Source organism: Streptomyces sp. GB4-14, from assembly GCF_022696125.1.
In the GTDB taxonomy this organism is placed as follows: Bacteria; Actinomycetota; Actinomycetes; order Streptomycetales; family Streptomycetaceae; genus Streptomyces; species Streptomyces werraensis.
Genome location: NZ_RZHO01000002.1, coordinates 5,349,428 through 5,370,188, shown reverse-complemented (window position 1 = coordinate 5,370,188; position 20,761 = coordinate 5,349,428). Strand labels below are relative to the sequence as shown.

Annotated in this window: 18 protein-coding genes; 10 read left to right on the top strand and 8 right to left on the bottom strand. The window is 74.6% G+C overall.

Annotated elements, in window-relative coordinates:
- Positions 1–7 precede the first annotated feature (7 nt).
- The 3 genes from ELQ39_RS25725 to ELQ39_RS25715 all read right to left on the bottom strand — a co-directional run bounded on the left by ELQ39_RS25725 (position 8) and on the right by ELQ39_RS25715 (position 3,562).
- Positions 8–2,272: a molybdopterin oxidoreductase family protein gene (locus tag ELQ39_RS25725; RefSeq protein ID WP_242594190.1), complete on the bottom strand. Its 2,265-nt coding sequence runs from the start codon at positions 2,270–2,272 to the stop codon at positions 8–10.
- Between the two features lie 100 nt (positions 2,273–2,372).
- Positions 2,373–2,990 (bottom strand): TetR family transcriptional regulator, encoded by a 618-nt coding sequence (locus ELQ39_RS25720; protein ID WP_190004312.1) that lies wholly within the window; start codon positions 2,988–2,990, stop codon positions 2,373–2,375.
- On the bottom strand, positions 2,990–3,562 hold the full coding sequence (locus ELQ39_RS25715) for a hypothetical protein (protein ID WP_242594189.1): 573 nt from the start codon (positions 3,560–3,562) through the stop codon (positions 2,990–2,992). Before ELQ39_RS25715 ends, ELQ39_RS25720 begins: the two co-directional genes overlap by 1 nt.
- Before the next feature lie 181 nt (positions 3,563–3,743).
- Between ELQ39_RS25715 and hmgA the strand changes: the two genes are divergently transcribed.
- Genes hmgA through ELQ39_RS25700 form a run of 3 tightly spaced genes read left to right on the top strand, consistent with a single transcriptional unit; the run spans position 3,744 to position 7,077 of the window.
- On the top strand, positions 3,744–5,105 hold the full coding sequence (gene hmgA / locus ELQ39_RS25710; protein ID WP_242594188.1) for a homogentisate 1,2-dioxygenase: 1,362 nt from the start codon (positions 3,744–3,746) through the stop codon (positions 5,103–5,105).
- A gap of 27 nt (positions 5,106–5,132) precedes the next feature.
- Positions 5,133–5,882 (top strand): GntR family transcriptional regulator, encoded by a 750-nt coding sequence (locus ELQ39_RS25705; protein WP_190004039.1) that lies wholly within the window; start codon positions 5,133–5,135, stop codon positions 5,880–5,882.
- A 25-nt stretch (positions 5,883–5,907) separates the two neighbouring features.
- Positions 5,908–7,077 (top strand): type ISP restriction/modification enzyme, encoded by a 1,170-nt coding sequence (locus tag ELQ39_RS25700; RefSeq protein WP_242594187.1) that lies wholly within the window; start codon positions 5,908–5,910, stop codon positions 7,075–7,077.
- A gap of 337 nt (positions 7,078–7,414) precedes the next feature.
- Here ELQ39_RS25700 and ELQ39_RS25695 read toward each other — a convergent pair whose 3' ends face one another.
- Positions 7,415–8,128: a TetR/AcrR family transcriptional regulator gene (locus ELQ39_RS25695; RefSeq protein WP_190004037.1), complete on the bottom strand. Its 714-nt coding sequence runs from the start codon at positions 8,126–8,128 to the stop codon at positions 7,415–7,417.
- Positions 8,129–8,191: 63 nt separating this feature from the next.
- Between ELQ39_RS25695 and ELQ39_RS25690 the strand changes: the two genes are divergently transcribed.
- On the top strand, positions 8,192–9,169 hold the full coding sequence (locus ELQ39_RS25690; RefSeq protein WP_190004036.1) for an ATP-binding cassette domain-containing protein: 978 nt from the start codon (positions 8,192–8,194) through the stop codon (positions 9,167–9,169).
- A complete protein-coding gene (locus ELQ39_RS25685; RefSeq protein WP_225641777.1) occupies positions 9,166–9,948 on the top strand; it encodes an ABC transporter permease in 783 nt (260 codons plus the stop codon). Before ELQ39_RS25690 ends, ELQ39_RS25685 begins: the two co-directional genes overlap by 4 nt.
- A 175-nt stretch (positions 9,949–10,123) precedes the next feature.
- Here the strand turns inward: ELQ39_RS25685 and ELQ39_RS25675 are convergent, their stop codons facing one another.
- The 3 genes from ELQ39_RS25675 to ELQ39_RS25665 all read right to left on the bottom strand — a co-directional run bounded on the left by ELQ39_RS25675 (position 10,124) and on the right by ELQ39_RS25665 (position 11,880).
- Positions 10,124–10,396, bottom strand: coding sequence for a hypothetical protein (locus ELQ39_RS25675; RefSeq protein ID WP_190004034.1), 273 nt, complete (start codon positions 10,394–10,396; stop codon positions 10,124–10,126).
- Between the two features lie 126 nt (positions 10,397–10,522).
- The gene (locus tag ELQ39_RS25670; RefSeq protein WP_225641778.1) at positions 10,523–11,341 is read right to left on the bottom strand and encodes an anti-sigma factor; all 819 of its coding nucleotides are present in this window, start codon (positions 11,339–11,341) and stop codon (positions 10,523–10,525) included.
- Positions 11,338–11,880 (bottom strand): sigma-70 family RNA polymerase sigma factor, encoded by a 543-nt coding sequence (locus tag ELQ39_RS25665; protein ID WP_048459120.1) that lies wholly within the window; start codon positions 11,878–11,880, stop codon positions 11,338–11,340. The genes ELQ39_RS25670 and ELQ39_RS25665 overlap by 4 nt, the downstream gene beginning before the upstream one ends.
- A gap of 339 nt (positions 11,881–12,219) precedes the next feature.
- On the opposite strand from ELQ39_RS25665, the gene ELQ39_RS25660 reads away from it, so the two are divergent.
- The 4 genes from ELQ39_RS25660 to ELQ39_RS25645 all read left to right on the top strand — a co-directional run bounded on the left by ELQ39_RS25660 (position 12,220) and on the right by ELQ39_RS25645 (position 18,606).
- A complete protein-coding gene (locus ELQ39_RS25660) occupies positions 12,220–13,752 on the top strand; it encodes a DUF4331 family protein (protein ID WP_242594186.1) in 1,533 nt (510 codons plus the stop codon).
- Between the two features lie 103 nt (positions 13,753–13,855).
- Entirely contained in the window at positions 13,856–15,343 is a 1,488-nt protein-coding gene (locus ELQ39_RS25655; RefSeq protein ID WP_242594185.1) for a tetratricopeptide repeat protein, read from the top strand.
- Complete coding sequence (locus ELQ39_RS25650) at positions 15,340–16,905, top strand: HoxN/HupN/NixA family nickel/cobalt transporter (protein WP_242594184.1); 1,566 nt, start codon at positions 15,340–15,342, stop codon at positions 16,903–16,905. Before ELQ39_RS25655 ends, ELQ39_RS25650 begins: the two co-directional genes overlap by 4 nt.
- A gap of 9 nt (positions 16,906–16,914) precedes the next feature.
- Positions 16,915–18,606 carry a serine/threonine-protein kinase gene (locus ELQ39_RS25645; protein ID WP_242594181.1) on the top strand — a complete coding sequence of 564 codons (1,692 nt, stop codon included), beginning with the start codon at positions 16,915–16,917 and terminating at the stop codon, positions 18,604–18,606.
- Between the two features lie 10 nt (positions 18,607–18,616).
- Here ELQ39_RS25645 and ELQ39_RS25640 read toward each other — a convergent pair whose 3' ends face one another.
- Positions 18,617–19,423 carry an SGNH/GDSL hydrolase family protein gene (locus ELQ39_RS25640; protein ID WP_242594178.1) on the bottom strand — a complete coding sequence of 269 codons (807 nt, stop codon included), beginning with the start codon at positions 19,421–19,423 and terminating at the stop codon, positions 18,617–18,619.
- Between the two features lie 227 nt (positions 19,424–19,650).
- On the opposite strand from ELQ39_RS25640, the gene ELQ39_RS25635 reads away from it, so the two are divergent.
- Complete coding sequence (locus ELQ39_RS25635; protein WP_190004027.1) at positions 19,651–20,745, top strand: DUF5925 domain-containing protein; 1,095 nt, start codon at positions 19,651–19,653, stop codon at positions 20,743–20,745.
- Positions 20,746–20,761 lie beyond the last annotated feature (16 nt).

The following is a 20,761-nucleotide window of genomic DNA, read 5'->3' as shown; positions in this document are numbered from 1 at the left end:
CGTTTGCTCAGGTCAGCGCGGTGACCGTTTCCGGCTCCTCGGCGTGCTCCGGGGACACCTCGACGGGCACGCCGTTGAGCACCGCGTTGCCGGACAGCGGGTCGAGAAGGCTGCCGTCGAGGAGCTGGTTGACGTTGACGCCGGGGTTCGCGGAGGCGTGCCGGGTGCGGGTGCCCGGCCGGTCGTGGCCCCAGCCGTGAGGCAGGCTCACCACGCCGCGGCGCACGGCGTCGGTGACCTCGGCGGGGACGGTCACCTCTCCGCCGGCCCCCTTGACCCGCACGGGCTGCCCGTCCCGTACGCCGAGGCGGTCGGCGTCGTCGGGGTGGAGGTGCAGGGTGCAGCGGTTGGAGCCGCCGGTGAGGGCGGGCACGTTGTGCAGCCAGCTGTTGTTGGAGCGCAGATGGCGGCGGCCGACCAGGACGAGTCCGTCGGGACGCTCGCGCAGGGCGGCCCGCAGCCGGGGCAGGTCGGCGGCGATCGGGCCGGGCAGCAGTTCCACCTTGCCGCTGCGGGTCTTCAGCGGCTGCGGCAGGCGGGGGCGCAGCGGTCCGAGGTCGATGCCGTGCGGGTGGGCGAGCAGCTTCTCCAGGGTGAGCCCGTCGGGGTCGGCGCCGAATCCGTCGCCGTAAGGGCCGAGGCGGAGCATCAGGTCGAGGCGCCGTTCGGGGCCGTTGTCTCCGGTGAGCAGGCCGGCGAGTTCCTTCGGGTCGCGGCCGTGCACCGGGGAGTGCGGTTCGCCGACGGCCTTGCCCAGGGTCTGCCGGATCACCAGGTCGTCCACGGCCGACGGGTCGGCGCCGTGCATGCCGGTGGCGGCGAGGACGAGCCGGGCGAGGATCTCGGTCTCGGCCATGCGGCCGGGTTCGAGGGGCACGGCGGGGCGCGTGTAGCGGACCTGGTTGCGTACGGCGAGGGTGTTGAACGCGAAGTCGTGGTGCGGGCTCTGGGCCGGCGGGGGCGGCGGCAGGACGACGTGCGCGTGCCGGGAGGTCTCGTTGAGGTACGGGTCGACGCTCACCATGAAGTCGAGGGAGGCGAGCGCCTTGTCCAGCCGGTCGCCGTCGGGCGCGGAGAGCACCGGGTTGGCGCCGACGGCGACGACGGCGCGGACCGGGGCGCCCTCCTCGGTGGGGGTGTCGATCTCCTCGGCGAGGGCGGACAGCGGCAGCTCGCCCTTGGCCTCGGGGTGGCGGCTCACCCGGGAGTGCCAGCGGCCGAGGGCGAAGCCGCGTCCGGGTCCCGCGGGGCGTGGCGTCCTGTCGGTGGCGGCCTGCGGGAAGAGCGCGCCGCCCGGCCGGTCGAGGTTGCCGGTGAGGGCGTTGAGGACGTCGACGAGCCAGCTGGCGAGGGTGCCGTGCGGGACGGTGCAGCTGCCGATGCGGGCGTAGACGGCGGCGGTGGGCGCGGCGGCGAGCTCGCGGGCCAGGGTGCGGATGACGGCGGCGTCGATGTCGCAGGCTTCGGCGACCGCCTCGGGGGTGAAATCGGCGAGGGCGTCGGAGAGTTCGGCGACGCCCTCGATGTGCAGGGCGGCGGCCCCGAGGTCGACGAGGTCCTCGTCGAAGAGGGTGCGGGCGACCGCGGCGAGCAGCAGCGCGTCGGTGCCGGGGCGGACGGCGAGGTGCCGGTCGGCGAGGCGGGCGGTGCGGGTGCGGCGCGGGTCGACGACGGTGAGGGTGCCGCCGCGCGCCTTGAGCGCCTTGAGCCGGCCGGGGAAGTCGGGCGCGGTGCAGAGGCTGCCGTTGGACTCGAGGGGGTTGGCGCCGATCAGCAGCAGATGGCCGGTGCGGTCCAGGTCGGGCACGGGGATGAGGTTGGCGTCGCCGAAGAGGAGCCCGCTGGAGACGTGCTTGGGCATCTGGTCGACGGTGGAGGCGGTGAAGAGGCTGTGGGTGCCGAGTCCGCCGATGAGCAGGGGCGGGTAGAGGGCGCCGGCCATGGTGTGGACGTTGGGGTTGCCCAGGACGACGCCGACCGCGTGCGGGCCGTACCGTTCGACGACGCCGCGCAGTCCGGCGGCGACGGCGTCGAAGGCCTCCTCCCAGGTGGCCTCGCGCAGTTCCCCGTCGACGCGGACGAGCGGGGTGCGCAGCCGGTCGGGGTCGGAGTCCACCTCCGGGAAGGCGGCCCCCTTGGGGCAGACGAAGCCCTTGCTGAACACGTCGTCGCGGTCGCCGCGGGCGCCGGTGACCTTGCCGTCGTCGACGGTGAGGACCAGGCCGCAGGTGGCCTCGCACAGGGGGCAGATACGCAGGGCGGTGCGGGACACGGGTCCTCCCGGTACGGCGGCGGTGACGCACGGACGGGCCGAGCATACCGACCGGTACGCACGGAGGGGAGGGCGTGCTGGGAACCGGGCGGGTCCGGGGTCAGTCCAGGACCCGGGCCAGGTACGCCCGGAGCAGCGCGCGCAGTTCGGCGACGACCTTCTCGTCCCCCTCGGGCGCCACCCGGAACGCCAGGTCGACCAGGGCGTCGGCGGTCTCCACGGCGACCAGGAAGATGCGGCGCAGGTCGTCGTCGGCCGGGCGGCCGAGGTGGCCGGAGAGGAGCGCGGTGAGCCGGTCGGCGACGCGGTGGTTGGGCTCGGCCCGGCGTGCTCCGACGGGGATCTGGTTGCCGAAGTCGACGAGGGAGAAGCCGGGGGCGGTGCGCTTCATGTCCAGGTACGTGTCGAGCACGACGTCCATGGCGTACCGCCAGCCGCGGTCGCCGGCGGCGGACAGCCGTTCGGTGACGCGGTCGGTGAAGCGCTCCAGGTTGCGCTGGGCGAGCGCGTCGGCCATCTGACGCTTGTTGGAGAAGAAGCGGTAGACGGAGCCGATGGGCACCCCGGCGCGCTCGGCGACCGCGCGGGTGCTCAGGTCGTCGTAGCCGACCTCGTCGAGGAGGCCGGCGCAGGCGTCGAGGATCCTGGCCAGCCGTTCGGCGCTGCGCCGCTGCACCGGCGCCCGGCGGAGCGATGGCGTGTGGGACACGGCCCTCATCATGCCCGCCCGGGTCCTTCCGGTGAACCGGGCCCGGCGGCGAGCGGCGCCACGCTCTGGTCCGGGGTCGGCTCCTGCCCGGAGACGGTGATGTCGGCGGTGCTCTCCACGGGCTCGCCGTCGACGGCCCACACGGACCCGTCGTCGGCGTACAACCGCGCGGTGACCTGGTGGGTGCCGCGCGGGAAGGCGCCGGGGGCGAGGTGGTACTCGGGGGTGCGCAGCACGGCGACGCGGCGGCCGTTCACCTCCAGGCGGGCCAGGCCGCGGCCGGGCTCGGCGCGGCGGCCCGTGCCGTCGGGCGAGAAGCGGAAGTTGCGCACCCGCAGCCGTACGTCCCAGCCGCCCTCGGTGTCGGGGGCGACCTCCACGGTGACCCGGGGCGCGCCCTCCTCGTCCACCTCCCGGTAGGGGCTGCCGTCCTCGGCGCGCTCGTCCAGGAGCCGGCCCACGGGTGAGGACGACACCTCGCCGGACCCCCGGCCGCCCGGGGTGTCGCAGCCCGCGGGTCCGGCCGGCACGACGACACAGACCGCGAGCGCGGGGATGACCGTCCTCCGTCTCCACGTCATGCCGGGGAGCGTAGAACAGCGGTCCGAACGCGCGAATCCCCCTGGAGTCTGGTTCCTGGTCCTCCGCGAAGGGGAGGGGAGCTCCGGCTCCGGAAGGAGACCGCGCGGCGCCCTTGCGCCCGGGTAACCGCAATCCTACGGTGTCCCATAGGAATCGGCTCGGTGCAAGGGAGCAGCGGACATGAGCGACGGGGCCACCGCCCGCGGCGGCGCGACGGAACGCGAGGAGGCGCGCAAGATCGCCGAAGGTCTGGAGCACCTCTCCGGCTTCGGCAACGAGCACAGCTCGGAGGCGGTGCCGGGCGCCCTGCCCGTGGGCCGCAACTCCCCGCAGCGTGCGCCGCTCGGGCTGTACGCGGAGCAGTTGAGCGGGTCGGCCTTCACCGAGCCGCGGGCGGAGAACCGCCGCTCGTGGCTGTACCGGATCCGTCCCTCCGCCGCGCACCCGGCGTTCACCCGCACGGGCAACGGCGCGCTGCGCTCGGCGCCCTTCGCCCAGACGGTGCCCGACCCCAACCGGCTGCGCTGGGACCCGCTGCCGGATCCGGCCGAGGGCACGGACTTCCTGGCCGGCCTGTGGACCCTGGGCGGCAACGGCGACGTGACCCAGCGCAGCGGCATGGCGGTGCACCTGTATCACGCCAACGCCTCCATGCGGCGGGTGTTCAGCGACGCCGACGGTGAGCTGCTGATCGTGCCGGAGCGCGGCGGGCTGCTGCTGCGCACGGAGCTCGGCATGCTGCATGTGGAGCCGGGACACATCGCACTGATCCCGCGTGGGGTGCGGTTCCGTGTGGAGCTGCTGGACGAGACGGCCCGCGGCTATGTGTGCGAGAACTACGGTGCGCCGTTCCGGCTGCCCGACCTCGGCCCGATCGGTGCCAACGGGCTGGCGAACGCCCGGGACTTCCGCGCCCCGGTCGCCGCGTACGAGGACGTCGAGGGCCCGGTGGAGGTGGTGAACAAGTTCTGCGGCAACCTGTGGGCGGCCACCTACGACCACTCCCCGCTGGATGTCGTCGCCTGGCACGGCAACCATGTGCCGTACGCCTACGACCTGCGCCGGTTCAATGTGATGGGCACCATCTCGTACGACCACCCGGACCCGTCGATCTTCACCGTGCTGACCTCCCCGAGCGACACGCCGGGCCTCGCGGGCGTGGACTTCGTGGTGTTCGCACCGCGCTGGCTGGTCGGCGAGGACACGTTCCGGCCGCCGTACTTCCACCGGAACGTGATGAGCGAGTACATGGGCCTGATCGAGGGCGCGTACGACGCGAAGACGGCCGGGGAGGGGGGCTTCGTGCCGGGCGGCGGCTCGCTGCACAACATGATGTCGGCGCACGGCCCGGACCGGGAGACGTTCGACCGGGCGAGCGCGGCGGAGCTGAAGCCGCAGAAGATCGACGACGGCCTCGCCTTCATGTTCGAGACCCGCTGGCCTGTGTCCCTCACCCCCCAGGCGGCACGGGCGGAGCACCTCCAGCAGGGGTACGACGACGTGTGGCAGGGCCTCGAGCGTCACTTCCGGCCATTGCACTGACCGTTCTCCGACCGGTACGGATAGCGCGTGACCTCCTTCGCCCCGGACTCGATCGTCCTCAACCGCAAGCTGCCGCTCTGGTATCAGGTGTCGCAGTCGCTGCGCGCCTCGATCCTCGGCCGCTCGCCGCACGACCCGCTGCGCCTGCCCACCGAGGAGCAGCTGGCCGGGCACTACGGGGTGAGCGTGCTGACCATGCGGCAGGCGCTGAAGGAGCTGGAGGACGAAGGGCTGATCACCCGGCACCGGCGGCGGGGCACGTTCATCGAGCCGGACGCCCGGCGGGGCGCGCCGGTGCGGCTGCTGGGCTCGGTCGACGCGATCGTGGCCCAGCAGTCCGGCATGACGACGGAGCTGCTGGAGCACGGTCCGGCGCCGGTGCCGTCCGAACTCGCCGAGCACTTCCCGGACCTGGCGGAGACGGCCGCCTACCACCGGCTGCGCAGCGACGAGAAGACCGGCGAGCCGACCAACCACGCCCGCAACTACGTCCGTCCGGAGCTGGCCGGGCGGATCGATCCCCAGGATCTGGTGCGGTGGCCGATGACGAAGGTGCTGCGGGACGTCGTCGGCGCGGACATCAGCCGCATCACGGACACCGTGGAGGCGCGGCTCGCGGACCCGGAGACGGCGCGGCTGCTCCGGGTCCCGCTACTCAGCCCGATCCTGCACTACACGGGCGTCACCTACGACTCCACGGGAAAGGCGCTGGACGTGGCCGTCATCCACTACCGGGGTGACCGTTTCTCCTTCACGGTGACCCTGGACGCCACCTGATCCGTCCCCGTCGGCAGGTCGTACGATGCCCAGCGTGACGCACGACGACGCTCCGCTGCTGGCGGACCTCATGCCGTGGTCCGTCGCACCGCCGCGGCTCGGCCGGGCGTGGCCGGCGGCCCCCGACGCGGCGTCCCTGAGGGCCCGTTGGGACGCCCTGGTGAAGGCCGAGGGCGCGGACCGCGAGGCCCTGTTCCGCCCGACGCGGTCCCGCACCCCGCACACGGCGGTCGGGCAGCTTCCCGGGCAGGACGGCGGCACGGAGCGGCTGGCCCGCGCCACGGGGCCGTGCCCGGAGCCGGTGCGGGTGCTGCGCGGACCGTTCGACGAGCAGTGGCTGATCCCCGACCAGCGGCTGATCGACGCGCCCCGGCCGGAGCTGTGGCGGGTGGCGGACGACCGCCAGATCTTCGCCGTCGAGACGGCCGGCGAAGGACCGCCGCTGCTGGCGACCTCCCTCTTCCCGGTCCTGAGCACCGGCCGGATCCGCCCGCTGTACCGCCGTCCGGGCGCCGCCGAGCCCAATCTGGCCCCCGGTCTGACGGACCACCTCGCCGCCCGGCTGGGGCTCGAGGTCTCCCCCGTCGACGTCCTCGCCTGGGCGACGGCCGTGGCGCGTCCCTCGCCGGACGGGCTCGCCGTGCCGCTCACCGGCGACCCCGACACCTGGCGGCGGGGCGTGGCGCTGGGCCGCCGCATGCTGTGGCTGATGCGCAGGGACGGCGATCGCCCCAGACTCCCCGGCGGCCGCCGCCCGTACGTCCGCGCCCCGCTGCCGTCCCGTCCGCCCGCGCCGGCCTACGACCGCGACCAGGAGGCGCTGCTGCTGGGCGAGGGCCGCGTCTCCCCGGTGCCCGTGGAGGCGTGGGAGTTCGAGTCGGGCGGGGTGCGGGTGCTGGAGGAGTGGTTCGCGTCCCGGACGGCACCGGCCGAGCCGGGCGCCCTGGAAGCGATCCGTCCGGCCGCCTGGCCACAGACCTGGACGTCGGAGCTGCTGGAACTGGTCACGGTACTCACCCTCCTCGCCGAACTTCGCCCGCTGCGCGACGAGTTGATTGGGACTTCGCCGGCGCCGGTCGGCCGGTCCGACCTGCGCGCGGCGGGCGTCCTGCCCGCACCAGCCTGGACCCGCCGCCCGGCCTCGGTCCTGGACACCCGGGAGGAGGGCCCGGAGGGCCAGCTCGCACTGCTGTGAGCGGGCGGGTGGGCGCCACCGCCCGCGCGGGGTGCGAGACGGCGCTGCCGACTCGGCGCCGCCCGGCACAGACGGCGGCGCCGTGCGGCTCGGCGCCGTTGTCCGCGAGAGCGTCCCGAGGAACCGCCACCGTCGGTGCACAGGGCGGTGCGGCACCGTCGCCCGTCCCCCGGGGCACGGATCACACGCCGTCAGGGCAACGCCCGTCACGCGCTCCGCCCGCGTGAGCCGCGGCACGGCCCGCGCATCCTCCGCACACGGGGCGTTCACCCGGGGACGAAGCCGCCCGGCGGCCGGAGGCGCCGCCCGTGAAGAACCCGGTCCCGCCCCGCAGGGTTCAGCGCTGCGGGTCGAAGCCGTCCAGTACCCGCGTGAGGGCCCGTTCGAAGACCGCCTCCAGGTCGATCGGGCCCGGGTCCTCCATGAACGTCGCCGCCATCCTCGGGTACTCCCCCGTCGCGATGCGGGACTGCAGATACGCGATGCGGACCGCGTTCTCCTGTTCCTGCGACCAGGGCAGGGAGCGGGTGCGTTCGGCGGTGGCCAGTTCGTTGCTGACGTAGGTCGTCACGATGCCGTTGAGCATCGCGATCAGCTCCATCTTGGCGCCCTGCGGGCCGGGCAGCGGGTCGAGGCAGGCCAGGCAGTGCTCCAGGTAGCGCAGTGCGTTGGGGCTGAAGCCGTAGACCGGTGACATCAGCCGCGGCAGCCACGGATGGCGGTGCATCAGGTCGCGCGTCTGGTGGGCCACCCGCAGCATGTCGGCGCGCCAGTCCCCGCTGGGCTCCCACAGCTCGTGCTCGCCGGCGACCGCGTCGGCCATCAGCTCGTGCAGGTCCTCCTTGCGGGGGACGTAGTTGTAGAGCGACATGGTGCCGCAGCCCAGCTCGGCCGCGACGCGGCGCATGGAGACCGCGTCCAGGCCCTCCTCGTCCGCGATCCGCACCGCCGCCGCCGCGATGTCGGCACGGCTGTACGCGGGCCTGGGCCCTCGGCCGCTGCGCTCGGGGCGCGCCCAGATCACATGGGGTTCGGCCGCTCGGCCCGCCATCGGTCATCACCTCGCTCACCATCGTAGTTACGTACACCGTACGTAGTGCGGTATGGTCACGCCATGACTACTACGTACGCTGTACTTAGTGAGGGTCTGGAGAAGCGCTTCGGCGCCGTGCACGCCCTGCGGGGGCTGGATCTGGCGGTGGCGCGGGGCACGGTGTGCGGGCTGCTCGGGCCCAACGGGGCGGGCAAGACGACGGCGGTGCGGCTGCTGACCACGCTGCTGCGGCCCGACGCCGGGTCGGCACGGGTCGCGGGGCTGGACCTGGTGCGCGAGGCGGCCGCCGTACGCCGGCGGATCGGCGTCACGGGGCAGGACACCTCGATCGACGGGGACCTCACCGGCCGGGAGAACCTGCGGCTGTTCGCCCGGCTGCACCGCGCGCGGGACGTGGCGGCGCGTGCGGGCGAGCTGCTGGACCGGTTCGGGCTGACGGAGGCAGCCGACCGGCCCGCGTCCACCTGGTCGGGCGGCATGCGACGCCGGCTCGATCTGGCGGTGAGCCTGGTCCGCAGGCCGGAGGTGCTGTTCCTGGACGAGCCGACGACCGGTCTCGACCCCGCGGGCCGGGGCCTGATCCGGGACGTGGTCCGGGAGCTGACCGGCGAGGGCACGACGGTGCTGCTCACCACGCAGTACCTGGAGGAGGCCGACCAGCTGGCGGACGACATCGCCCTGGTCGACCGGGGCCGGGTCGCGCACACGGGCTCACCGGCGGAGCTGAAGGCCTTGATCGGCTCGCACGCGGAGGTGGTGGTGGCGGACGGCACCACGCTGGAGGCGGCGGCCGGGGTGCTGGACCGGCTCACCGGGTCGCGGCCCTCGCTGGACCGGGAGCGGCTCGCGGTCGCCGCGGTCACCCGGGACCCCACCCTGACCCTCCCGCACCTCGTGCGCACGCTGGACGCTGCGGGTGTGCCGCTCGTCGACGCGAGCCTCAGACCACCGACGCTCGACGACGTTTTCCTGCGGCTGACCGAGCCGCCCGCGGACCCGGCGGCCCCTTCCTGCGACGACGAGGAGCGTGCGGCATGAGCACGCTGGCGTACGACGGCGCCGCGATGCTGGGCCGGCAGCTGCGGCGGGCGCGGAACAACCCGGGGTTGCTGATCCTCACCCAGTCGATGCCGGTGAGCATGCTGCTGTTCTTCGGCTACGTCTTCGGCAGTGCGCTCGCCGTGCCGGGGTCCGAGTACCGCTCGTTCCTGGTTCCGGGGCTGCTGGTGGCGACGGCGGCGGGCGGCGTGATGACCGGGATGTTCCAGTCGGCGCAGGACGCGCACCGCGGGGTGACGGACCGGTTCCGCACGCTGCCGATGAGCCGGGCGGCCGTGCCGGCGGGGCAGGCGGTCGCGGACGTGCTGCTGACGGCGGCCGGGGCGGTGCCGTTCCTGCTCGTGGGGCTCGCGGTCGGCTGGCGGGTGGAGGGCGGCGCGCTCGCGGCGGCGGGCGGCTTCGGCCTGCTGCTGCTGTTCCGGTTCGCGTGCGTGTGGGCCGGGATCTGCCTGGGGTTGCTGACGCGGAACGAGGAGGCGGCCGGCCAGCTGGGCGGGGCGACCTTCCTGCTGCCTCTGCTGTCGAGCGCGTACATCCCGACGGCGGGACTGCCGGACGGGGTGCGCACGGCGGCGGAGTGGAACCCGGTCAGCGCGGTGGCGACGGCGCTGCGGGACCTGTTCGGCAACGCGCCGGCGCCGGAGGGCTCGGCCTGGCCGATGGCGCACCCGGTGGCGGGGTCGCTGGCCTGGTGCGCGCTGCTGCTGGCGGTGTTCGTACCGCTGGCGGTGCGCCAGTACGCGCGGGCTGAGCGGTGAGCGGCCGCAGCATCGAACCGGCGGTGGAGGGTGCCCCTGCGGGGACGCCGGGTGGGATCGGCGTCGGCAGGGTGAGGGCCGGTGTCGCGGGCCGGCGGGGCAGGGCCGTGTGCCGTTGGGTTCGACGGGCGGGCGGGCGCCGCGCCGGGACGGGTGGGACCGTCCGGCGCGGACGCTACCGGCTGCCGAACAGGGAGCGGCGCAGTCGGCGCAGCGGGGCGAAGAGCGAGACGCGGCTCGCGCGGGCCCGTGCGCCCCTGGTGCCGTGGTGCGCGCCGTCACGCGCGGTCAGCTCACGCATGAGCGACGTCGCCTCGGCCGTCTCCCGCTGCGGGACGGCCGGCCCCGCGAGGACCGAGAGGTGGCGGTCGAGGCGCGAACTGCTCGCGCTGCTGCCGCAGGTGATCGCAGGGACCCTGGCCCTGCTGCGCACTGTTATCTGTTCCATGTCACTCCCCACCCGTACGACTCCACCCGGCCCGGGCAGGGTAACCCTATCGCCCCGTACGGGCACCCGTGTATCGAGGTCACAGGATTCACCTTCCCCGTAAGGGTGTTGACGAACACTCGACGATTACTCTCCGAATCCGACCGTTTTCAGGGCGAGTTGCGCGACGGGCTGGCCGGTGGGTTGCGGAGAGCCGCCGTCCGGTTCGACGGTTACCGCCAGTGACGTCGACGCCGGGTCGAGACCGGACGCCACCAGGGGCGTGTCGCCCTCGAAGAGCCCGAGGGAGCGGGGCCGGCCCTCCCGGTCCATGAGCCAGAGCTGACGCACCCGGCCCTCCGGAGGGTCGTCGTATCCGCCCAGAGTGACGACCGCCCCGCGGGCCGATACGGAGGCGATCACTCCGATCGTGCGGCCGCGGGCGTCCCGGCCGCTGCTCGCACGGGCGTCCGGCGCGGCCAGAACGTGGGCGATCTCACGTGCCCGGTCGCGCTCGGCGGCGAGTTCGTCCTGCGTGCGGTCGGCCTGGACGGCGAACAGCGAGGCGACGACGAGCGCCGCGGCGGCGGTGGCCGTCGCGAACGGCACGAGCAGCACCGCCCGGCGGCGCTCCCGGGCGCGCGGCGGGGGCGCGGTCCCCCAGACATGGGGGGGCAGCCGGCCTTCGCGGGCGCGCACTCCTTCCTGCGGGGCGGGTTCCTGGGCGGTGGTGCGCACTGCTGCGAGGACCCGGTCGCGCAGGGCGGGCGGGGCGGGCGCGGCGGTGGACCAGGCCAGCCGGACGGCGTCCTCGGCGAGGTCGCGCACCTCGGCGGCGCACCGGTCGCAGGACGTCAGGTGCTTCTCGAAGCGGATCCGCTCGGCGGGTTCCAGGGCGTCGAGGGCGTAGGGGGCGGCCAGCGAGTGCGGGTCCTCGCGGGAGAACAGCCGGCGGAACGCGCTCATGCCGCGCCTCCCAGACAGTCGCGCAGGCGGGTGAGCCCGTCCCGCATACGGGTCTTGACGGTGCCCAGCGGAAGTCTGAGCCGCTCGGCCACCTCGCGGTAGGTGTAGCCGTCGTAGTAGGCGAGGGTGACCGACTGGCGCTGGAGCGCGGTGAGGCGGTCCAGGCAGCGGCGCACCCATTCGCGTTCGAGGCCGGCCTCGACCTCCTCGGCGACCTGGTCGAAGGCGGGTCCGTGGCCGCGCCGCGCCTCCCGCTGCTCGCGCTCGCCGGCGGCCCGGACGCTGCGCACCCGGTCGACGGCCCTGCGGTGGGCGAGGGTGAGCACCCAGGACAGGGCGCTGCCCCGGCCGGGGTCGAACCGGGCGGCGGAGCGCCAGAGTTCGAGCAGCACCTCCTGGGCGACCTCCTCGGACTGGGCCGGGTCGCGCACCACGCGCCGCACCAGTCCGTAGACCGGCCCGGAGACCAGTCCGTACAGGTCCTCGAAGGCCTTCTGGTCGCCTCCGGCCACGCGGATCAGCAACTGGTCCGCCTCCAACGCTCGTCCCCCTCTCCCGGCCCTGCCGGACCGTCCGGTCGCACAAGGTATTCGCAGCGAGCGTGCCTCCGGATGGGAAGTACGGATCACCGGGCCGAAAACGCGGGTCCGCGCGGAGAAATGCCGAGCGGGAACGAGCCGTCGGGGAGCGGCGAGCGCGAAGCCGTGCGCGGCGTCGGGCGCGGGGGCGCGAGCGGCGTCGGGCGCGGGGGCGCGAGCGGCGTCGGGCGCGGGGGCGCGAGCGGCGCGGAAAAATTCGTTCGCGCTTCGGCCAATCCGGTTCGGCCGAGGCTCCGAATCCCAGTGCGTCAAGGCAAGTCGGCACTGAGGACGGACGGCATGACAACTGACTCCAGGACCGGTTCGGGGCGCAGGAGCCTCGCGACCCTGATCTGCGGTGCGCTGGCCGCCGGGGGACTCGCGGCCGCGGGCGCGTCCGCGCTGGAACCCGAGGCGGCCTCGGCCTCCTCCCACCGGGAGGCCCCGCTGATCTCGGGCACCCCGCAGTTCGACAACACGGACCTGTACGCGTTCGTCAGCCCCGACAAGCCGGACACGACGACGATCATCGCGAACTGGATCCCGTTCGAGGAGCCCGCCGGCGGGCCGAACTTCTTCACGTTCGCCGAGGACGCGCAGTACGACATCCACATCGACAACAACGGTGACGCGCAGGGTGAGCTGCTGTTCCGCTACACCTTCAGGACCCACGTCAAGAACGAGAAGACGTTCCTCTACAACACCGGCCCGGTCACCGGCCTGGACGACCCGGACCTCAACGTCACGCAGACCTACAACATCGAGATGCTGAAGCTGAAGGACCAGCACGCGGTGTCCCGCACGAAGATCGCGGACGACGTGCCGGTGGCGCCGTCGAACGTGGGCAAGGCGTCCATGCCGGACTACGACACCCTGCGCAAGCAGGCGGTGCACGAACTGGCGGGCGGCGCCACCACGTTCGCCGGCCAGGCCGACGACCCGTTCTTCCTGGACCTGCGGGTCTTCGACCTGCTGTACGGCGGGAACCTCTCGGAGGTCGGCAACGACACGCTCAAGGGCTACAACGTCAACTCCGTGGCGCTCCAGGTGCCGACGCACCTCATCACGGAGTCCGCGGAGCAGCCGGTCGTGGGCATCTGGTCCACCACCCAGCGCAAGAACGCCGAGGGACACTTCGTGCAGGTGTCGCGGCTGGGCAGCCCGCTGGTGAACGAGGTCGTGAACCCGGTCGGCGACAAGGACGCGTTCAACGCGTCCGCGCCGTGGGACGACGCCCGGTTCCTGAAGAACGTGACCGAGCCGGAGCTGCCGAAACTGATCGAGGCGATCTACAAGATCCCGGCGCCGAAGGGGCCGCGCGACGACCTGGTCGACGTGTTCCTCAAGGGCGTCGAGGGCCTCAACCAGCCGCCGCACGTGCGCCCCTCGGAGATGCTGCGCCTCAACACCTCGATCGCCCCGGCCGCGAAGCCGAAACGGCTGGGCGTCCTGGACGGCGACACCGCCGGATTCCCCAACGGGCGCCGGCTGACGGACGACGTGGTGGACGCCGCGCTCCAGGTCGTCGAGGGCGAGCTGGTCGGGGCGAAGAACGACCTGGGTGACGCGGTCGACGAGAACGACAAGAAGTTCGGCGCCTCCTTCCCGTACCTGGCGAACCCCACGGAGGGCTCGCGCGGCCCGCTCGCCAAGGGCGTCGACAGCGGCAACGACGTCCGCAGCCAGCTCGGTGACGCGCTGCGGCCGGCCGGGGCGGGCGGCGCGGACGACACCACCCTCATCGCCGCGTCCGCGGGCGCGGGAGCGGGCGGACTGCTCCTGATCGGCGTGGCGCTCATGTGGTGGCGCCGCATGCGCCGCCGCGCCTACTGACCCACCCGGCGGCCGGCGCCCCCGGCCGCCCCACCGGCCGGCGCGGCCCTCCCCTCCCGTCCCCCACGGCAGGGCCGCGCCCCCTCTCGACGAAGGAGCCCTCATGTCCCCGCGTACGAACGACAGCACCCGCGGGAGCGGCCAGGAGGCGGCCCCGCCCGCCGGAGCGCCGGCCGCCTCGGAGGTGCCGGCGGCCTCGGCGGCCCCGCGGACGGCGTCCACCGCCGAACGCGTAGACGCGCTGAGGCGGTTCGCCGCTGCCGTGCGCCGGGGCCGGGGACCGCATGCCGCGGCGTGCGCCGTGCTGCTGGCCGTGGCGATGACCGCCGGGTCCGTGGCCGTGGGGGGTGACGGGCGGGACGCGGCGCGGGCCGTGCCCGGGGTGTCCCGTGCGGTGAGCGCGGATGTGGTGGTCCGGGGGGACCTGGACACGGCGATCCGGTCGTTGCGGGCCCATGTGCGGGAGCAGCCGCGGGACTTCGGGGCCTGGGCGACGCTCGGGCTCGCGCAGGTCGAGCGGGCGCGGACCGACGGGGACCCCTCCCGTTACGCCCGTGCCGAACGCGCCCTCGCGCGGTCCCTCGCCCTGCGGCCCGGCAACGACCAGGCGCTCGCCGGGCAAGCCGCCCTCGCCGCGGCGCGCCACGACTTCGCCGCGGCCCTGGACCACGCCGAGAGCGCCCTGGAGCGGAACCCGTACAGCGAACGCGCCCTCTGCTCCCGGATCGACGCCCTGGTGGAGCTCGGCCGGTACGAGGAGGCCGCGAAGGCGGCCACCGTCGCGGACCGCAGGCGTCCGGGCGTCCCCGTGTTCACCCGGTACGCGTACGTGCGAGAACTGCGGGGCGACGTGCGCACCGCCCGCCGGGTGCTGCACCAGGCCCTCGACACCGCGGCAGGACCCGCCGACGTGGCGTACGTGGCGACCGCGCTGGGCAACCTGGAACGCGGCCAGGGCCGTTACGGCACCGCCCTGCGCCACTACGCCCGCGCGCTCGCCGCGGACGACGCCCACCTGCCCGCCCTGGAGGGCCGGGCGCGCGCCCAGGCCGCGGAGGGCGACCGCGCCGGCGCGATCACGACGCTGGAGCTGGTCGTCGCCCGCTCCCCGCTGCCCGGCCCGCTGGTCGCTCTCGGCGAGCTGTACGAGGACCGGGGGGACCGCGCGAAGGCGCGTGAACAGTACGCCCTCGTCGACGCCTGGACCGCGCTGGCCCGGGCCGGCGGCGTGGACGCGGACCTCGACACCGCGCTCGCCGCGGCCGACCACGGGGACACCGCCGAGGCGCTCCGCGCGGCCCGCACCGAGTGGGACCGCCGGCGGACGGTGCACACCGCGGACGCCCTCGCCTGGGCGCTGCACCGGGCGGGACGCTCCGCGGAGGCCTTGCCGTTCGCCCGCCGGGCCACGGCCACCGGCTACCGCGACGCCGCCTTCCTCTACCACCGGGGCATGATCGAGAAGGCCGCCGGGCACGACCGGGCCGCCCGCGCCTCCCTCACCGCCGCCCTGGAGCTGAACCCGGGCTTCTCCCCGCTCGGCGCCCGCGCGGCACGGGCCGCCCTGAAGGACCTGGGGGCGGCGCGGTGAGCGTCCTCCGACCCGCCGCGGCCGGCGCCGTGCTCCTCTCCGCCGCCACCGCCCTCGCCCTGGTCCCGGCCACGGAGGCGAGCGCGCACCCGCTCGGCAACTTCACCGTGAACCGGTACGACGGCCTGGTGGCCGCGCCCGGCGAACTGCGCGTGCACCACGTCGAGGACCTCGCCGAGATCCCCGCCACCCAGGCCGCGCCGGACCTCGCCGGCCTGGGCCGTGACGCCTGGGCCCGGCAACGGTGCGCGACGGCCGCCCGCGACGGCGCGGTCGTGGCCGACGGGCGTCCGGCGCCGCTCACCGTGCGCGCCGCTCGCGTCCGGGTGCGCCCCGGCCAGGCGGGTCTTGACACCCTGCGCGTGGAGTGCCGCCTGACCGCGCCCCTCCCCCGAGGCCGAACGGTCGCCGTCGAGTTCCGCGCGGCGGGCGGTGATTCGGGCCCCGGCTGGCGGGAGATCACCGCGCAGGGGGACCGTGCGACGCTCGCCGCCTCGGACGTGCCCGAGGCGTCCCTCTCCGCCCGGCTGACCCGCTACCCGGAGGACCGGCTCGCCTCCCCGCCCGACACCCGGACCGCGTCCCTGCGGATCCGCCCCGGCGGCCCGGCGCTGGCGGCGGGCGGCGCGGACGGGGCGGACGCGCCCGCCTCCGCGATCCTGCCCCGGGGCGCCGACCGCTGGACGCGGGCCCTGGACGACCTCGTCGCCCGGCGTGACCTGACCGTCGGGTTCGCCGCGCTCGCCCTGCTGCTCGCGGTGGTCCTCGGCGCGATGCACGCGCTCGCGCCGGGCCACGGCAAGACCCTGATGGCCGCGACCGCGGCGGCGCGCGGCGGCCGGGCGCGGATGCGGGACGTGCTGCCGATGGCCGCCTCCGTCACGGTCACCCACACCCTCGGCGTGGTCGCCCTGGGTCTGCTGGTCACGGCCGGTTCCGCCGCCGCGCCCTCCGTCGTCGCCTGGCTGGGGATCGCCAGCGGCGTGCTGGTCACCCTGGCCGGGGCCCAGCTCGTACGCCGCGCCCTGCGCCAGCGCGGCCACCACACGCATCCGCACCCCCACGCGCACGAGCACGCCCCCGGCCACGGACACGAGCACCCGCACGAGCACACCCCCGGCCAGGGACACGAGCACGCCCACCCGCACGACCACGGCCACTCCCCCACCTCCCTCACCCACACCCACGGCGGCCGTACGCACACCCACCCCGCCGCGCCCACACTGCGCGGCACGATCCTGCTCGGGTTCGCGGGCGGCCTGGTGCCCAGTCCGTCCGCCGTCGTGGTGCTGGTCGGCGCCGCCGCGCTGGGCCACGCCTGGTTCGGGCTGCTGCTCGTCGTCGCCTACGGCGTGGGGCTGGCGCTCACCCTGACCGCCGCCGGGTACGCGGTGGTGCGGGCGGGCGGGAGCGTGTCCCGGCTGCTGGCCCGGCGCCCGCGATGGACGAGCGCGCCGTGGGCGGCGCTGGTGCGCCGGAGCGCGCCCCTGGGTTCGGCGTGCGTGGTGCTGGTCCTGGGGGCCGGATTGGTGTTCAGGGGGGCCGCATCGGCGCTCGGCTGAGCTACTTTCATGAGGAAAGGGCGAATTCGCCCGGACGCGAATGGGGGCGCCGTGTCCGAAGAACCGGGCAGTGAGCGGGTGATCGCGGGACGCTACCGGCTGCTGTCGCCGCTGGGCGAGGGCGGCATGGGCACCGTGTGGCGGGCCCGGGACGAGGTGCTGCACCGCGAGGTCGCGGTGAAGGAGGTCCGCGCCCCGGCGGGGCTGCCGGCGTCCGACGTGGGGCGGATGTACGCGCGCCTCGAGCGGGAGGCGTGGGCGGCGGCCCGCATCGCCGACCGCAACGTGGTGACGGTGTACGACGTGGCCACGGAGGACGGACGTCCGTGGATCGTGATGGAGCTGGTGCGCGGCTTGTCGCTGGCGGAGGTGCTGGACGCGGAGGGTCCGATGACCCCGCAGCGGGCGGCACGCGTCGGCGCCGAGGTGCTGTCCGCGCTGCGCTCCGCCCACGCGGCCGGGGTGCTGCACCGGGACGTGAAGCCCGCCAACGTGCTGATCGCGAACGACGGCCGGGTGGTGCTCACCGACTTCGGGATCGCCATGGTCGAGGGCAGCTCGGCCCTGACGATGACCGGGGAGGTCGTCGGCTCGCCCGAGTTCCTGGCGCCGGAGCGGGCGTTGGGCCGTACTCCGGGTCCGGAGTCGGACCTGTGGTCACTGGGCGTGCTGCTGTACGCGGCGGTCGAGGGCCACTCCCCGTTCCGGCAGGACACCCCGCTGTCCACGCTGCGGGCGATCGTGGACGAGGAGCTGCCGCCGCCCCGCCGGGCGGGCCCGCTCACGCCGGTCGTCGAGGGGCTGCTGCGCAAGGATCCGGCCGAACGCCTCCCGGCGGACCGGGCTTCGGAGGACCTGCGCGTGGTCGCCGCCGGGGGCGCGCCGGGCGCCGGCCCGGCGCGTACGGCGTCCTCGTACGCGCCCACGGCGGCCGCGCTGCCCGTGCCGCCCCCGACCGACCCGTATCAGCCGCTCGTGACCTCCCGCCAGCCGTCCGGCGGAGCGCCCACGGCCGCCACGGCGCCCGCCTCGCCCCCGCGTGGCCGGTCAGGCGCCGCACTGCTGATCACGGGGCTCGTGTTGCTGGCGCTCGCGCTGGCCGGACTGACGTACGCGCTGCTGGACCGGGACGACGGTGAGCCCGAGGCCGGGAACGGCGGGGCGAGTTCCCCGGCGGCGACAGGCGACAAGGGCGCCGGAGGAACGGCGGGGACGGAGGACGATCCGTCGCCTTCCTCCTCGATGACGGACGACGCGACCGAGGACGAGGGCGGCGACGGCGGGCACGAGGAGGAAACCCCGGCCCTCACGGTGTCGGTCACGGTGACCGGCACGCGCACGGAGTACTCCGGCGCCTGCCCGCCCCCGCACGACGGGGCCCCCTCGTTCACGGCGGCGTTCACGGTGAACCGGCTGCCGGCCGAGGTGCGCTACCGCTGGGCGACCGAGGACGGCTCGGCGGCGGACCGGAGCTGGCGCACCTTGTCGTTCCCCGCGGACGGCGGCCGGACCAGGCAGGACACGGTGGTGGTGACGACGTACCCGGAGAGCGGGGAGCTCCACGGCCGGATCGGTGTGGAGGTACGGGAGCCGGTGCGCGCGACGTCCGGGACCGTGCCGTTCTCGGTGGTGTGCGCGACGGAGACCCCGTCGGACGGGGCCTCCGCCTCGGCGTCCGGTGCGGACGGGGACGGCTACTGAACCACGGGGGTCAGGCCGCCGAGTCGAACACCGGGAGGTAGCCGCCCGACTGCCCGGCGGCCTTCGGGTGGTACGAGTTGCCGATGTTCAGCCAGTCCACGCTGTGCAGCCAGGAGTCCCCGGAGCAGATCTCGTGGCCGCTGAACGGGGTGCGGACGTCGCCGAACGTGAAGCCGTACGCGCGGGCGCGTGCGGCGATGGCGCCGTTGAGGTGGTCGGAGGCGTCGTTGATGGCCTTCCGCTTGGTCTCGGAGAGGCCGATGCAGCTGGTGCCGAGCCGGTAGAAGCGGGGGTAGCCGAGCACCACGACCCGGGCGTTGGGCGCCCGGTCCCGGATCGCCGTGTAGACGCCGTCGAGCCTGCCGGGCAGCGTCGAGTCGACGAAGGCCCGGGCGGTGGCGATGCGGGAGAGGCAGGAGCTGTCGGACTGGAGCACACAGGTCGTCATGACGTCGGCGAACCCGGCGTCGTTGCCGCCGATGCTGAGGGAGACGAGGGCGGTGCTCGCGGAGAGCGGACCGAGCTGCCCGGAGAGGACATCACCCGTTCGGGCGCCCGAGCAGGCCGTGAAGGAGAAGGACGAGGGGGAGTTCGCGGCCGCCCAGAGGTACGGGTAGGCCTTCGTGCTGCGCTTGCAGTCGCCGCTGGAGGAGATGTAGCTGCCGGCGCCGACGCCCGAGGAGTAGGAGTCGCCCAGGGCCACGTACGGGCCGGGGACCGCCTGTGAGGACGCGTGCGCCGCGGTCGCCCCGGTGAGGGCGGCGGTGACGGCGAGGACGAGAGCGGTGAGGAAGAGGGCAAGTCGGGAACGTCTCATGGAACCTCCCTTTAGCAGGATCTCTGCCTCAACCGTCGTACCAACTACGCGTGTTGAGCGGAAGTGTTCATGTCAAAAGTATTACCGTCGAGTACCGGACAAACACCGGGACGGTATGACTTTCCGTCACCTCACATGGAGGATCCGTACACGGGGGCGACGCGACGCGCGCGGGCGCACCCGGCAAATCGGGTGCACGCGGGGCTCACGTGACCGATCATGGCGGCATGTCCGCGCACCCGCACGACGCCCTGCCGATCCGGCTCAACGTCGACGACAACGACTCCCCGTCCGACGTCGTCGACGCGCTGTTCCTCGGCCGCTTCGCGACGGGCGAGCAGCCCTACTCGCACGCCGTCAACATCGAACGCGTCAGGGCCGCCGCGACGCTCCTGCCCGCTCAGGCGCGGGTGCTGCGGCTCGCCAAGGACGACGACCGCAGTGCCACCCTGGCCGAGGGGGACGGCTGGACGCTGCTGATCTCCCGCTGGAGCCGGGGCGCCGACGTCACGGTGACCGCGACCAGCGCCGACCTGGCGAAGCGGGTCCTGGAGGAGGCCACCGACGGCGCGGCCGACGAGCCGGAACCGCAGCCGGAGAACGTCACCATGGGGTTCTGGTACGTCTCCCCGCGGCGCGGCCCGCACCGCACCACCCGGCAGATCACGGCCGGCACCTGGGAGGAGATCCGGCCCAACTACACCGCCCCGGTGGCGGACGCGATGGACCGCCTGATGAAGACCACCCCCGAGGACATCTCGGGGCGGTTGCTCCTGCTGCACGGCCCGCCGGGCACCGGCAAGACGTCCGCGCTGCGCACGCTCGCCCGGTCCTGGCGCGACTGGTGCCAGGTCGACTGCGTCCTGGACCCCGAGCGGCTCTTCTCCGACGTCGGCTATCTGATGGACATCGCGATCGGCGAGGAGGACGCGTCCGGCAGGAACCGCTGGCGGCTGCTCCTCCTGGAGGACTGCGACGAACTGATCCGGGGCGAGGCCAAGCACACGGCGGGCCAGGCGCTGTCCCGCCTGCTGAACCTCACCGACGGGCTGCTCGGCCAGGGGCGCAACGTCCTGGTGGGCGTCACCACCAACGAGGACCTGGAGCGGCTGCACCCCGCCGTGGTGCGTCCGGGCCGCTGCCTGGCCCGGATCGAGGTGGGGCCGCTGACCCGCACCGAGGCGGTGAACTGGCTGGGCCGTGAGGAGGGCGTCGGACGTGAGGGCGCGACCCTGGCCGAGCTGTACGCCCTGCGCCGGGGCACCTCCCCGGCCTCCCTGCCGGAGCCGCGCGGCGACGCGGACGCGGGCCTGTACCTGTAGGGGCCGGGAGGGCCGC

Bases quoted from the DNA above. Each gene is read 5' to 3' on its own strand.
- ELQ39_RS25675 (WP_190004034.1), bottom strand. From the start codon at position 10,396: ATGGAACAGATAACAGTGCGCAGCAGGGCCAGGGTCCCTGCGATCACC.
- ELQ39_RS25695 (WP_190004037.1), bottom strand. From the start codon at position 8,128: ATGGCGGGCCGAGCGGCCGAACCCCATGTGATCTGGGCGCGCCCCGAG.
- hmgA (WP_242594188.1), top strand. From the start codon at position 3,744: ATGAGCGACGGGGCCACCGCCCGCGGCGGCGCGACGGAACGCGAGGAG.
- ELQ39_RS25720 (WP_190004312.1), bottom strand. From the start codon at position 2,990: ATGAGGGCCGTGTCCCACACGCCATCGCTCCGCCGGGCGCCGGTGCAG.
- ELQ39_RS25660 (WP_242594186.1), top strand. From the start codon at position 12,220: ATGACAACTGACTCCAGGACCGGTTCGGGGCGCAGGAGCCTCGCGACC.
- ELQ39_RS25700 (WP_242594187.1), top strand. From the start codon at position 5,908: ATGCCCAGCGTGACGCACGACGACGCTCCGCTGCTGGCGGACCTCATG.
- ELQ39_RS25640 (WP_242594178.1), bottom strand. From the start codon at position 19,423: ATGAGACGTTCCCGACTTGCCCTCTTCCTCACCGCTCTCGTCCTCGCC.
- ELQ39_RS25645 (WP_242594181.1), top strand. From the start codon at position 16,915: ATGAGGAAAGGGCGAATTCGCCCGGACGCGAATGGGGGCGCCGTGTCC.
- ELQ39_RS25685 (WP_225641777.1), top strand. From the start codon at position 9,166: ATGAGCACGCTGGCGTACGACGGCGCCGCGATGCTGGGCCGGCAGCTG.
- ELQ39_RS25690 (WP_190004036.1), top strand. From the start codon at position 8,192: ATGACTACTACGTACGCTGTACTTAGTGAGGGTCTGGAGAAGCGCTTC.
- ELQ39_RS25655 (WP_242594185.1), top strand. From the start codon at position 13,856: ATGTCCCCGCGTACGAACGACAGCACCCGCGGGAGCGGCCAGGAGGCG.
- ELQ39_RS25670 (WP_225641778.1), bottom strand. From the start codon at position 11,341: ATGAGCGCGTTCCGCCGGCTGTTCTCCCGCGAGGACCCGCACTCGCTG.
- ELQ39_RS25715 (WP_242594189.1), bottom strand. From the start codon at position 3,562: ATGACGTGGAGACGGAGGACGGTCATCCCCGCGCTCGCGGTCTGTGTC.
- ELQ39_RS25635 (WP_190004027.1), top strand. From the start codon at position 19,651: ATGTCCGCGCACCCGCACGACGCCCTGCCGATCCGGCTCAACGTCGAC.